Genomic DNA, 11,775 nt, shown 5'->3' on the forward strand with positions numbered 1-11,775 from the left:
TTGCGCGAAGAGCCCCGGTTTGTACCGGGGCTCTTCGTTATTTGTTCATCAAATAAGGTTAGGCTAACCTAAACCAAGCAACTCCCGCCCCACTCTTCCCTGCCCGGAGGAACTGTTGATGCGTTCGCATCTGCTCAATGAGACGACCGCTGACCTCTACCGGCGATCCGTCACCGAGGGCGTCGAACGCGTGGCCGCCAAGCTCGCGTCCACCGACAAGCCCCACACGGGCATATCCGTCGACGACCTCGCCCCGGTCATCGCCGGCATCGACCTGGACCGGCCGCTGGCCGACCCGGCGGCCGCCCTCGACGAACTGGAAGAGGTCTACCTGCGCGACGCGGTGTACTTCCACCACCCGCGCTACCTCGGCCACCTCAACTGCCCGGTCGTCATCCCGGCCGTGCTGGGCGAGGCGATCCTCTCCGCCGTCAACTCCTCCCTGGACACCTGGGACCAGTCCATCGGCGGCACGCTCATCGAGCGCCGCCTCATCGACTGGACCGCCCAGCGCATCGGCCTCGGCCCCGGCGCGGACGGCATCTTCACCTCCGGCGGCAGCCAGTCCAACTTCCACGCCCTGCTGCTGGCCCGCGACGAGGCCTGCCGGACCGTGATGAAGAACAGCGAGCGCGAGCTGCCCAAGTCCGAGGTGCTGCCGAAGCTGCGCATCTTCACCTCCGAGTGCAGCCACTTCTCCGTGCAGAAGTCCGCCGCCATGCTGGGCCTGGGCTACGAGGCCGTCATCTCCGTCCCCGCGGACCGCAACCGCCGCATGGACACCGCCGCCCTGGCCCTGGAGCTGGAGAACTGCGAGCGCGACGGCCTCTTCCCGATGGCCGTCGTCGCCACCGCCGGCACCACCGACTTCGGGTCCATCGACCCGCTCCCCGAGATCGCCCGCCTGGCCGCCGAGCACTCCGCCTGGATGCACGTGGACGCCGCGTACGGCTGCGGACTGCTGGTCTCCCCCACCCGCCGCCACCTGCTGGACGGCATCGAGCTGGCCGACTCGGTCACGGTGGACTACCACAAGTCCTTCTTCCAGCCCGTGTCCTCCTCCGCCATGCTGGTGCGCGACCGCGACACCCTCAAGCACGCCACGTACCACGCGGACTACCTCAACCCGCGCCGCATGGCCGAGGAGCGGATCCCCAACCAGGTCGACAAGTCGATCCAGACCACGCGCCGCTTCGACGCGCTCAAGCTCTGGATGACCCTGCGCGTCATGGGCGCCGACGGCATCGGGCAGCTCTTCGACGAGGTCATCGGCCTGGCGGCCGAGGGCTACGAGGTCATCGCCGCCGACGCGCGCTACGAGGTCGTGGTCCGGCCGCAGATCTCGACCCTGGTCTTCCGCTACGTCCCGGAGGGCGACGTACGCCCCGATCTGGTGGACGAGGCCAACCTGCACGCGCGCAAGGCCCTGTTCGCCTCCGGCGACGCGGTCGTGGCCGGCACCAAGGTGGACGGCCGCCAGTACCTGAAATTCACGCTTCTCAACCCGCAGACCACGACGGCCGACCTGCGCGCCGTCCTCGACCTCCTCGCGTCCCACGCCGAGCAGTTCCTGGGAGAATCCCTTGTCCACGCCTCGTGACCCCCGCCGAGAGCTCGACTTCATCGGTATCGGCCTCGGCCCCTTCAACCTGGGGCTCGCCTGCCTGACCGCGCCGATCGACGAGCTGAGCGGGCTCTTCATCGAGTCGAAGCCGCACTTCGAGTGGCACGCGGGCATGTTCCTGGACGGCGCCCACCTCCAGACGCCGTTCATGTCGGACCTGGTGACGCTGGCGGACCCGACCTCGCCGTTCTCGTTCCTGAACTACCTCAAGGACCAGGACCGGCTGTACTCCTTCTACATCCGGGAGAACTTCTACCCGCTGCGCACGGAGTACAACGACTACTGCCGCTGGGCCGCCGACCGCCTCGAGAACGTCCTGTACTCCACCTCCGTGACCGAGGTGACGTACGACGAGCAGGCCGGGGTGTACCTGGTCGCCACCGACGCCGGTGAGACGTACCGCGCCCGCCGGCTGGTGCTGGGCACCGGCACCCAGCCGTACGCCCCGCCGGCCTGCCAGGGCCTGGGCGGCGACTTCGTCCACAACTCCGCCTACATGCAGAACAAGGCGGAGCTGCAGAAGAAGAAGTCCATCACGCTGGTCGGTTCCGGCCAGAGCGCGGCGGAGATCTACTACGACCTGCTCTCCGAGATCGACGTCCACGGCTACCGGCTCAACTGGGTCACCCGCTCCCCGCGGTTCTTCCCGCTGGAGTACACGAAGCTGACCCTGGAGATGACCTCCCCCGAGTACGTGGACTACTTCCACGCGCTGCCGGAGGACACCCGCTACCAGCTGGAGACCCAGCAGAAGAACCTCTTCAAGGGCATCGACGGCGAGCTGATCAACGCCATCTTCGACCTGCTCTACCAGAAGAAGGTCTCCATGCCGGGCGCCGTCCCGACGACCCTGCTGACCAACAGCTCGCTCAACAGCGCCGCCTACGACTCCTCGACCGGCGCCTACACGCTCGGCCTGCGGCAGGAGGAGCAGGAGCGGGACTTCTCCCTGACCACCGAGGGCCTGGTGCTGGCCACCGGCTACAAGTACAACGTGCCGGAGTTCCTGAACCCGGTCCGCGAGCGGCTGAACTTCGACGGCCGCGGGCGCCTGGACGCGGCCCGCAACTACACCGTCGACGCCGCCGGCACCTCGGTGTTCCTGCAGAACGGCACGACGCACAACCACTCCATCACCTCGCCCGACCTGGGCATGGCGGCGTACCGCAACGCGTACATCGTCGGGGAGCTGCTCGGCCGCGAGTACTACAAGGTCGAGAAGTCGATCGCCTTCCAGCAGTTCACCGCCCCCGAGGGAAACCTGGCATGAGCACTACCGAGACCACCGGAACCACTGGCACCACCGGCAGCACCGGCAGCACCGAGATCCGCTTCACCCGCACCGACGACGCACTGGGCACCTTCGCCGTCCGGCCGCTGGACCCCTTCGCGGACGCCGAGCTGCTGCACGGCTGGGTGACGCACCCCAAGGCCGCGTTCTGGATGATGCAGGAGGCCTCCCTCCCGGACGTCGAGCGCGAGTACATGCGCATCGCGGCGCACGAGCACCACGACGCGTTCATCGGTCTGCACAACGGCGAGCCCGCCTTCCTGATGGAGCGCTACGACCCCTCGCAGCTGGAGCTGGTCGGCCTCTACGACGCCCAGCCGGGCGACGTCGGCATGCACTTCCTCGTCGCGCCGAGCGACACCCCGCTGCACGGCTTCACCCGTGCCGTGATCACGACCGTCATGGCGGCCCTGTTCGCCGACCCGGCGACGAAGCGCGTGGTCGTCGAGCCCGACGTGCACAACACCGCCGTCCACGCCCTGAACGAGGCCGTCGGCTTCGTGCCGGAGCGGCCGGTCCAGAAGCCGGAGAAGGAAGCCCTCCTCAGCTTCTGCACCCGTGCCCAGTTCGAGGCCGCCACCGGAATCTTCGCGAGCTGCCAGGAGGCGGCGATATGACCCTCCCTCTCTCCGACGGGCTCTCCGGCGCGGTCGCACACCTCGACCCGGAGCTGTGGGCCCGCGCCAACCGGGCCATGGTCCGCAAGGCGCTGGCCGAGTTCTCCCACGAGCGGCTGCTGACCCCGGCCGACCTCGGCGAGGGGCAGTACGCGGTCCGCAGCGACGACGGCAGCGTGGAGTACCGTTTCACCGCCGCCCGGCACGCCCTGGACCACTGGGCGGTCGACGAGGCCTCGGTCACGCGGACGGTCGGCGGCGAGCAGCGTCCACTGGACGCGCTCGACTTCCACATCGAGCTGAAGGACACCCTGGGCCTGAGCGCGGAGGTCCTGCCGGTCTACCTGGAGGAACTCTCCTCCACGCTGGCGGGCTCGGCGTACAAGTACACCAAGCCGCAGATCCCTTCCTCCGTCCTCGCGAAGTCCTCCTTCCAGGACATCGAGACGGGCATGACCGAGGGCCACCCCTGCTTCGTGGCCAACAACGGCCGGCTCGGCTTCGGCGTCCACGAGTACCGCGCGTACGCCCCGGAGACGGCCACCGCCGTCCACCTGGTGTGGGTGGCGGCGCACCGCTCGGTGACCACCTTCACGGCGGGCGAGGGCCTGGACCACGACTCGTTCCTGCGCGAGGAGCTGGGCGAGACGGCGGTGGCGGGCTTCGCCGCGAAGCTGTCCGCCCTGGGCCTGGACCCGGCGGACTACCTCTACCTGCCGATCCACCCGTGGCAGTGGTGGAACAAGACGACGGTCACCTTCGCGGCCGAGATCGCGAACCGGCGCCTGGTGCTGCTGGGCGAGGGCGAGGACGCGTACCTGGCGCAGCAGTCGATCCGCACCTTCTTCAACACCACCACCCCCACCAAGCACTACGTCAAGACGGCGATCTCCGTCCTGAACATGGGCTTCATGCGGGGCCTGTCGGCCGCGTACATGGAGGCCACCCCGGCGATCAACGACTGGCTGCACCGCCTGATCGAGTCGGACGAGGTGCTGCGGTCGGTCGACTTCTCGATCATCCGCGAGCGGGCGGCCATCGGCTACCGGCACATGCAGTACGAGCGGGCGACCGACCGCTACTCGCCGTACCGCAAGATGCTGGCGGCGCTGTGGCGCGAGTCCCCGGTGAACTTCCTGCGGGACGAGGACGAGCGGCTGGCCACCATGGCCTCGCTCCTCCACGTGGACTCCGAGGGCAAGTCCTTCGTGGGCGCCCTGATCGCGGAGTCGGGCCTGCCGCCGGCGGAGTGGCTGGCTCCATACCTCCGCGCGTACCTGGTCCCCCTCCTCCACTGCTTCTACCAGTACGACCTCGCGTACATGCCGCACGGCGAGAACACCATCCTGGTGATCAAGGGCGGCGTCGTGCAGCGGGCGATCTTCAAGGACATCGCCGAGGAGATCGTCGTCATGGACCCGGACGCGGTCCTGCCGCCGGCGGTGGAGCGCATCCGCGCGGACATCCCGGAGGACATGAAGCTCCTGTCGATCTTCACGGACGTCTTCGACTGCTTCTTCCGCTTCCTGGGCTCGATCCTGGCCTCCGAGGGCATCTGCGAGGAGTCCGTGTTCTGGCGGGCCGTGGCCGACTGCGCCCACGACTACCAGGCTTCGGTCCCTGCCCTGGCCGACCGCTTCGAGCGCTACGACCTCTTCGCGGACGAGTTCCAGCTGTCCTGCCTCAACCGCCTGCAGCTGCGCAACAACAAGCAGATGGTCGACCTGGCCGACCCCTCTGCCGCGCTCCAGCTGATCGGCAACCTCAAGAACCCCGTCGCGCCGTACGCGCGGCGGTGATCGCGGGGCGGGTCCGTCCCGGCCGACTACGGTCCCTCGGCCGGGACACCCGCCCCCACCCGCGTCGGCGGGTTCGCGAAGCCCTGACTGGCCCTCTTCGCGGACCCGCCGCGCCCTTTTGTTCAGTGGGGCCTCAGCGCCCGCCGAAAGTCGGTGACGATCCGCCGGTACCCGGTGTGCCCGGTCCCACGCGCGTGCCGCAGCGCCCACACGTCGGCGGCCCCCTCCTCGTCCCCGGCCCCGGACCCCTCATGACACGAGGTGCACTCCACTTCGTAGATGGCCCCACTCCCGCTCCGGTCGGCGGTGAGCAGCCAGTTACTCATGCCTCCCCCTTCACGGACACCTCGGCCCATACCCGCTTCCCGGGCCCGCCGCGCTCCCCGACGGCCCACCGGTCCGCGACGGCCGCCACGAGCCATAACCCGCGCCCGCCGTCCCCGTACGGCGCCTCCTTGAGGACGGGCCGCACCGGGCAGGCGTCGTGCACCTCCACCCGCACGCCCCGCGCGAGCCGCACGTAGCGGGTCTCGATCTCCCGGTCCCGGGGCGCGACGGCGTGCCGCACGGCGTTGGTCACCAGCTCGGACGCCACGAGCAGCGCGTCATCGGTGACCTCCTGGAGCCCCCACCGCAGGAGCGCCTCCCGCAGTTCCTCCCGCGCGAGCCCCACGCACCGCGGCTCCCGCCGCCACCGCCGCACGACCTCGTCGCTCTGCCCACACCCGCTCACCGGCACACCCCGATAAAATGCAGCACGTTGACGCTCCTCTGGTTAAGCGTTGGCCATGCCCCCGGACTGTTGGCCCAGTCGCGGGGGTTTTACGCGTCCGACATCACGCATCGTCGTGACGCGGGCACCCGTTGATGGCGCCAGCCTGCTCCGGACCACGCTCAAGTGGCAAGCCAATCCGAGCGATTGGCAAAATTGCCAACCATAGTTCCCTCCTGTGAGTGACTCCGTGCCAGCATGTGGATCTGCCGGGCCGGGAGAGCAAGACTTGTCGGCAGCAACGGAAGGGACACGTGCCCGTGACAGCACCAACCGTGCGGCGCAGGCGACTTGGCTCAGAACTACGCCGTCTTCGCGAGGGCGCGAAACTGAAGCTCGAAGAGGTCGAGGCGCGATCAGGTCTGAGCGCGTCGAAGGTGTCACGCATCGAGAGCGCCACCCGTGGAGCGAAGCCCGCCGACGTCGAACGGCTCCTGACCGTCTATGGCGTGGACAGTCCCGACGTGCGCACCTTCCTGGTCGCACTGGCCAGGGACGGCAGCAAGCGCGGATGGTGGCAGACGTACGAGCTCACGCCCAGGTACGCCGACCTGATCAGCATGGAACACGACGCAGTCACCTTCTGCACATTCGAGCCCATGCTGATCCCCGGGCTATTGCAGACCGCCGGATACGCCCGCGCCGTCATCAGCACGCTCAGCATGTCGGCCACGGCCGAGGAGATCGCGCCCCTGGTGGAGGTCCGCATGGCGCGGCAGTCGGTGCTCACCCGGCCGGATCCACTGAGGCTGCACGCCGTCATCCACGAGGCAGCCCTCACCGCCCGCGTCCCGGGCCTCGGCGTCATGCGCGATCAGCTGCAACGGCTCGCCGACGCGGCCGCATATCCCCACGCGACGATTCAGGTGCTCCCGTTGGAGTCCCCGTTGCACCCGGGAGCGGCGGGCGGCTTCGCCACGCTCGGTTTCGGCCGGCCTGGACTCGACGTCGTCCTGCTGGAGCAGCTTGACCGCAGCCTCTACATCGAGGAGCCTCACGAAGTGGCCCACTACGCCCACGCGTTCGAACGGCTCACCGCTTCGGCCCTGTCGCCGGACGAGTCGCTTTCGCTCATCTCCGCGAGAAGGGATGCCACACAGTGACGACTCAGGCACTCGAACCGCCCCAGGCGGCGCTGCGGTGGCGGAAGAGCAGTCACAGCGGCGCCGACACCAACTGCGTCGAGGTGGCCGTGACGGCCGACGGCGGGCGGGCCGTACGGGACAGCAAGGACACCGCCCGCCCCGGCATCCACTGCACCGGCGGAGCCTGGGCGGCGTTCCTCCGCGGAGTGGAGCGCGGCTAGCTAGGGCACGTCGAAGGCGGGGGCGCTGCCGTAGGACGTGGTCTCAGTGCCCTCGTGGACGAGGGTCCACTCACCGGGCGCGCGGGGCGGGGTGGAGGTCAGGACCACACCGCCCCGGCCGGTCGTCAGGTCGGCGACGGGCTGCCAGAGCGAGCCGCCGTACGGGATGTACTCCAGCCGGACCCGGAGCCCGGCGGGGGCTCCGATGTACCCGCCGTTGTCCCAGTCGGCAAGGGTCAGGCGGCCGACCACGCCGTGCGGGTAGCCGGGGCGTGGGCGTTTGGGGAACACGTCGATGGTGAGCTGGGACAGCCTCTGGATGCGGACGGAGTCGAGGTTGCCCGCGGTGACCAGGCCCCCGGAGCCGGTGTGCGGATCGAAGTCGTTGGACGTGACCAGGGCCCAGAGGCGAAAGGTGCCGGCGTCGGCGTTGGTGAGCGTGCCGCTGTTCACGGTGAAGGTGAACCGGCAGGTCGCGCGGGTGGGGCTGGTCGGTGTACAGATGCTGCTGCCGGACGGGGGGCGGTCGGACGTGAGATCGGTCGGACCGGGGCCGTCCAGGATCGCCTCGCCGCCGTCGGGCCGGATGCCCGAGTCGTCCTCGGCGTCGAACGAGACGCTGAAGGTCCGGGATCCCTCCGGACCCACCGCCACTACCGAGGGGTGGATGTTGCCGGACAGGATGCGCGGCGGAATGGCGCGATCGGCCCGAGCCGCGGTGGGCGCGGCGAAGAGCGTGAGGGCTGCAACGGCGGTGGCGAGGGTGGCGGTGACGGGTCTGCGCATGGGAACCCCCTGGAGTGTCTCGTGCGCACACCGTAGGACGGGCTCGTCACCTTGTTGAGGGGGCCGACGCCGACGGGTACCGGCCCATGACAGTCGGGACGCGCTCGTGACAGCCATGACCCGACGGTCACCGAGCGGCCGACCTTCACCGCCACCCGCACCTGAGTCCCGGCCGTTCCGCCCCCGGAACCTGAGCCGGGTGCCGGGCCATGTCCCATGAGTCCCCGCCCGGACATCAGTGCACCGGTCGGCTCACGTCGGCTCCACGTGCCTCACCCGCCCCGGAGCGTGACGTACCAAGAGGCCGGAACCGGGACGGTGAGACACCCGATACGACAAGACTTCTGACAGCTACCTCACCAGGACCACCCGGTGATCACAACTCGATACGCGCCCCAACCAATCGGTCGCCTTGCCCTCCAGCCAATCCAGGACCCAGAGGGACCGGTCGAGTTCGCGCTGGTGGACGTCGGGCCGGCGGCGGGCCAGCTCCCGGTGCACGGCCACCGCCTCGGTGACCGTGGCCAGGGCTCCCTCCCACTGCCCGAGGTCACTCAGCCGGACGGACAGGTTGTTCAGGCTGGCCGCGAGCCCGGGGGTGTCTCCCACGGCACCTCCGGTGAGCGGTGGAAGGCGATTCCCTGCGCGTCCAGACGGGCCGTCTGGGCCGCCAGACGCAGCCGGTAGCGGTCCCAGTCGTGGGCGGTCGCCGGGGACCAGCCGAGTTCGGCGATACCCAGGACGCGGGGGAAGGCCAGGTGCTCCAGGTCCGCCACCGTCGCCACGGTCTCCGTCCACAGCGGCGCCTCGACCCCGAGCACCGAGGACTCCGGCACCCCGTCCAGATACGCCCCCGGGTCCCAGTCGTAGGCGCGGCGCACCGGGACGTACCCGGCCCACGCCAGGCCCGGCTTCGTCGCCTTGTCGTACTTCATGTCCAGGTACGCGTGGTCGGCCGGCGAGAGGATCACCGGGTGGCCCGCCTTCGCCGCCGCGGCCACCTTCGCCCGCTCCGCGGCCGCCGTCCGGTCGTGCCCCCACCACTGCAGGACCGCGCCCGGAGCCGGCCTCGCCCCGGCCAGCTGGTGCCAGGCGACGACCCGCTTGCCGTACGCCGCCACGGTCCTCTGCGCCCGGTCCATGAACGCCGCGTAGTCCGCCGCGGGCGTCGCGTTCGCCTCGTCGCCGCCGATGTGCAGGTAGCGGCCCGGGGTGAGCTCGGCGACCTCCCGCAGCACGTCGTCGACGAAGGCGTACGTCAGCTCCTTGCCGACGCACAGCGAGCTGAAGCCGACCTTGGTCCCGGTGTACCGCTCGGGGGCCTTCCCGTCGCAGTTCAGCTCCGCGTACGAGGCGAGGGCGGCGTTGGTGTGGCCCGGCATGTCGATCTCCGGGACCACCTCCACGTACCGCTCGGCCGCGTACCGGACCACCTCGCGGTAGTCGTCCCTGGTCCACGCCCCGCCCGGGCCGCCGCCGACCTCGCTCGCCCCGCCGTACGCCGCCAGCCGCGGCCAGGAGGCGATGTCCAGGCGCCAGCCCTGGTCGTCGGTGAGGTGCAGGTGCAGGGTGTTGACCTTGTACTGGGCGAGCTGGTCCACGTACCGCTTGACCTGCTCCACGGTGAAGAAGTGCCGCGCGATGTCCAGCATCGCCCCGCGGTACGCGAACCGGGGCCGGTCGGTGATCCGCCCGCCCGGCACCGTGCCGCGCCCGGCCGCCGGGACCAGCTGGCGCAGGGTCTGCACGGCGTGGAAGAGCCCGGCGGGCGTGCGCGCGGTCAGCGTCACGGCGGCGGGGGCGGAGTCCAGCCGGTAGCCCTCCTCCCCCAGCTCCCGCGTGCCCTCGCCGCCGTCCAGCCGCAGCACGATGCCGGAGCCCGCCCCGGGGCCGCCGGAGCCGTCGGCCACCGGCAGCGGCGGGGCGCCGGGCGCGCGCAGCGCCTCGGCCAGCCGCTCGCCGATCCGGCGCACCTCGGCGTGGCCGGGAACGGTACGGATCACCGTGCCGGGGGCGAGCTCGTAGCCGGGGCCGCCGCCCTGGGCGGAGACGGGGGCGGGCAGCAGCCGTTCGTACGGCGCGAGGTCCACCGCGCGGGACCGCCCGCCGGCGCTCGCGCCCCCGGTGCTCGCGTCGCCGGGCTTCGCGTCGGCGGGGCTGCCGCCCCCGGCCGCGGTGCAGGAGACCGCGGCCACGAGGGCCAGCAGGACGCCGAACGTGCGCAGGACTCTCATGTCCACCAGGTATAGGCCCCAACTCCCGCCCCGTCGTGGGTGCGAGAATCGAAGGATGGCGGAAATCATCCAGAAGGACGGCACTTGGAGCTTCGACGGGGACGCGGTGCACATCGTGCCGGGCCGCGACAAGGGGGTCGGCCTGCTGCGCCAGACCCTCGGCGCGGTGACCGTGCCGCTGCACGCGATCGCCGGGGTCAGTCACGAGCCCGGCCGCAAGGCGGGCCGGCTGCGGCTGCGTGACGGGGCGGACCCGCTGCTGCGGGTGACGGCCGGACGGCTGCCGGACTCCTCGGACCCGTACCAGCTGACGGTGGAGCCGGACCGTACCGGCGTCGCCGAGTACCTCGTCGACGAGGTCCGCAACGCGCTGCTGCTGGACCAGGTGGACGCCGGCCCGGTGGCCACGTACCTGCTGCCCGGCCCCCCGGTGCCGCTCACCGTGGGCGCGGGCGACGGGACCGCGGCCTTCGACGGCTCCCGGGTCTCGCTGACCTGGAACTGGAAGACGGAGGAGGCCAAGAGCTCCGGCGGCCCGCGCACCTTCGCCGTCGAGGACCTCGCGGCGGTGGAGTGGTACCCGGCGATGGGCCTGGACAACGGCTACCTCCGCTTCACCCTGGCCTCCGCCACCGGCTCCGCGCCCGAGCCGAAGTACGACCCGCACAGCGTGGAGCTCTTCGGATTCAAGAAGGACCCGCTGATGGCGCTGGTCGCGGCGGCCGTGGCCGTCCGGATGCCGCACCCGGCCGCCGCCCCCTCGGGCCCGGCCGCCGAGGCGGCCCTGACCAAGGAGCTCGACCGCGCCCCGGAGGGTGCGCAGGATCACGACGCCCTGCTGCGGCGGCTGCGGGAGCTGGGCGAGCTGCACCAGGGCGGGATCCTGACCGCCGACGAGTTCGCGGCGGCGAAGCAGGCCATCCTGCGGCGGTTCTGAGCCACCTCCCGCATCCATCCTGGTCCAGACCAGAGGGATCCTGCCCGATATCGGGCAGGATCTTTGCGTTCCCGGGCGCGACCGGTCAGTATCTACGGGTGCTCGACCGCCGCCCGTCGCATGACGACCTTGTGGACCACCTGGTGCGCAGCACCGCGCTGCAGCGCGGTGAGGCCGCCCGGGTGATCCTCGACGTCCTCGCGTACTTCGACGAGACGACCGAGGAGTTCGTCCGCCGCCGCCACCGCGAACTGCAGTCGGGCGGCGCGGTCAACGCCGAGATCTTCGAACGGATCGCGGCCGAGCTGCCGCACCGCGCGGTGGCGCCGGCGGAGCTCTCGCTCCGGCAGCTGCGCCGCATCGTCTACGGCTGAGCACCACCACACGGCAACACCTCAGGAGGGGCAGA

13 protein-coding genes are annotated in these 11,775 nt (G+C 70.7%); 8 read left to right on the top strand and 5 right to left on the bottom strand.

Features of this window, described 5'->3' with window-relative positions; genetic code table 11:
- The first annotated feature begins 118 nt into the window (after positions 1 to 118).
- Genes ACIPXB_RS17450 through ACIPXB_RS17465 form a run of 4 tightly spaced genes read left to right on the top strand, consistent with a single transcriptional unit; the run spans position 119 to position 5,331 of the window.
- The gene (locus ACIPXB_RS17450; protein ID WP_401450369.1) at positions 119 to 1,600 is read left to right on the top strand and encodes a pyridoxal phosphate-dependent decarboxylase family protein; all 1,482 of its coding nucleotides are present in this window, start codon (positions 119 to 121) and stop codon (positions 1,598 to 1,600) included.
- Positions 1,584 to 2,894 (top strand): lysine N(6)-hydroxylase/L-ornithine N(5)-oxygenase family protein, encoded by a 1,311-nt coding sequence (locus ACIPXB_RS17455; RefSeq protein ID WP_401450371.1) that lies wholly within the window; start codon positions 1,584 to 1,586, stop codon positions 2,892 to 2,894. Before ACIPXB_RS17450 ends, ACIPXB_RS17455 begins: the two co-directional genes overlap by 17 nt.
- A complete protein-coding gene (locus tag ACIPXB_RS17460; RefSeq protein ID WP_401450374.1) occupies positions 2,891 to 3,532 on the top strand; it encodes a GNAT family N-acetyltransferase in 642 nt (213 codons plus the stop codon). The genes ACIPXB_RS17455 and ACIPXB_RS17460 overlap by 4 nt, the downstream gene beginning before the upstream one ends.
- Positions 3,529 to 5,331 (top strand): IucA/IucC family protein, encoded by a 1,803-nt coding sequence (locus tag ACIPXB_RS17465; RefSeq protein WP_401450377.1) that lies wholly within the window; start codon positions 3,529 to 3,531, stop codon positions 5,329 to 5,331. The genes ACIPXB_RS17460 and ACIPXB_RS17465 overlap by 4 nt, the downstream gene beginning before the upstream one ends.
- 122 nt (positions 5,332 to 5,453) lie before the next feature.
- On the opposite strand, the gene ACIPXB_RS17470 is transcribed toward ACIPXB_RS17465, so the two are convergent.
- Entirely contained in the window at positions 5,454 to 5,657 is a 204-nt protein-coding gene (locus ACIPXB_RS17470; RefSeq protein ID WP_401450380.1) for a hypothetical protein, read from the bottom strand.
- On the bottom strand, positions 5,654 to 6,004 hold the full coding sequence (locus tag ACIPXB_RS17475) for an ATP-binding protein (RefSeq protein WP_401450382.1): 351 nt from the start codon (positions 6,002 to 6,004) through the stop codon (positions 5,654 to 5,656). The genes ACIPXB_RS17470 and ACIPXB_RS17475 overlap by 4 nt, the downstream gene beginning before the upstream one ends.
- Positions 6,005 to 6,363: 359 nt before the next feature.
- On the opposite strand from ACIPXB_RS17475, the gene ACIPXB_RS17480 reads away from it, so the two are divergent.
- Together ACIPXB_RS17480 and ACIPXB_RS17485 are read left to right on the top strand one after the other, a co-directional pair.
- Positions 6,364 to 7,206 (top strand): helix-turn-helix domain-containing protein, encoded by an 843-nt coding sequence (locus ACIPXB_RS17480; protein ID WP_401450385.1) that lies wholly within the window; start codon positions 6,364 to 6,366, stop codon positions 7,204 to 7,206.
- The gene (locus ACIPXB_RS17485; protein ID WP_401450387.1) at positions 7,203 to 7,409 is read left to right on the top strand and encodes a DUF397 domain-containing protein; all 207 of its coding nucleotides are present in this window, start codon (positions 7,203 to 7,205) and stop codon (positions 7,407 to 7,409) included. The genes ACIPXB_RS17480 and ACIPXB_RS17485 overlap by 4 nt, the downstream gene beginning before the upstream one ends.
- On the opposite strand, the gene ACIPXB_RS17490 is transcribed toward ACIPXB_RS17485, so the two are convergent.
- The 3 genes from ACIPXB_RS17490 to ACIPXB_RS17500 form a co-directional block, all read right to left on the bottom strand.
- The gene (locus ACIPXB_RS17490; RefSeq protein ID WP_401450389.1) at positions 7,410 to 8,195 is read right to left on the bottom strand and encodes a hypothetical protein; all 786 of its coding nucleotides are present in this window, start codon (positions 8,193 to 8,195) and stop codon (positions 7,410 to 7,412) included.
- Positions 8,196 to 8,546: 351 nt separating this feature from the next.
- Entirely contained in the window at positions 8,547 to 8,804 is a 258-nt protein-coding gene (locus ACIPXB_RS17495; protein ID WP_401450392.1) for a tetratricopeptide repeat protein, read from the bottom strand.
- Positions 8,771 to 10,429: a beta-N-acetylhexosaminidase gene (locus ACIPXB_RS17500; protein ID WP_401450394.1), complete on the bottom strand. Its 1,659-nt coding sequence runs from the start codon at positions 10,427 to 10,429 to the stop codon at positions 8,771 to 8,773. Before ACIPXB_RS17500 ends, ACIPXB_RS17495 begins: the two co-directional genes overlap by 34 nt.
- 55 nt (positions 10,430 to 10,484) lie before the next feature.
- On the opposite strand from ACIPXB_RS17500, the gene ACIPXB_RS17505 reads away from it, so the two are divergent.
- Positions 10,485 to 11,366, top strand: a complete 882-nt coding sequence (locus tag ACIPXB_RS17505) for a DUF4429 domain-containing protein (protein WP_401450397.1) — start codon at positions 10,485 to 10,487, stop codon at positions 11,364 to 11,366.
- Positions 11,367 to 11,464: 98 nt separating this feature from the next.
- The gene (locus tag ACIPXB_RS17510) at positions 11,465 to 11,740 is read left to right on the top strand and encodes a hypothetical protein (RefSeq protein ID WP_401450400.1); all 276 of its coding nucleotides are present in this window, start codon (positions 11,465 to 11,467) and stop codon (positions 11,738 to 11,740) included.
- The last annotated feature ends 35 nt before the right edge of the window (positions 11,741 to 11,775 follow it).

The organism is Streptomyces sp. NPDC090022, from assembly GCF_044748145.1.
GTDB lineage: Bacteria > Actinomycetota > Actinomycetes > Streptomycetales > Streptomycetaceae > Streptomyces.

What these genes read in the sequence shown, in the direction of transcription:
- ACIPXB_RS17450 (WP_401450369.1), top strand. Translation starts at nt 119, where the DNA reads ATGCGTTCGCATCTGCTCAATGAGACGACCGCTGACCTCTACCGGCGA.
- ACIPXB_RS17460 (WP_401450374.1), top strand. Translation starts at nt 2,891, where the DNA reads ATGAGCACTACCGAGACCACCGGAACCACTGGCACCACCGGCAGCACC.
- ACIPXB_RS17465 (WP_401450377.1), top strand. Translation starts at nt 3,529, where the DNA reads ATGACCCTCCCTCTCTCCGACGGGCTCTCCGGCGCGGTCGCACACCTC.
- ACIPXB_RS17470 (WP_401450380.1), bottom strand. Translation starts at nt 5,657, where the DNA reads ATGAGTAACTGGCTGCTCACCGCCGACCGGAGCGGGAGTGGGGCCATC.
- ACIPXB_RS17490 (WP_401450389.1), bottom strand. Translation starts at nt 8,195, where the DNA reads ATGCGCAGACCCGTCACCGCCACCCTCGCCACCGCCGTTGCAGCCCTC.
- ACIPXB_RS17500 (WP_401450394.1), bottom strand. Translation starts at nt 10,429, where the DNA reads ATGAGAGTCCTGCGCACGTTCGGCGTCCTGCTGGCCCTCGTGGCCGCG.
- ACIPXB_RS17505 (WP_401450397.1), top strand. Translation starts at nt 10,485, where the DNA reads ATGGCGGAAATCATCCAGAAGGACGGCACTTGGAGCTTCGACGGGGAC.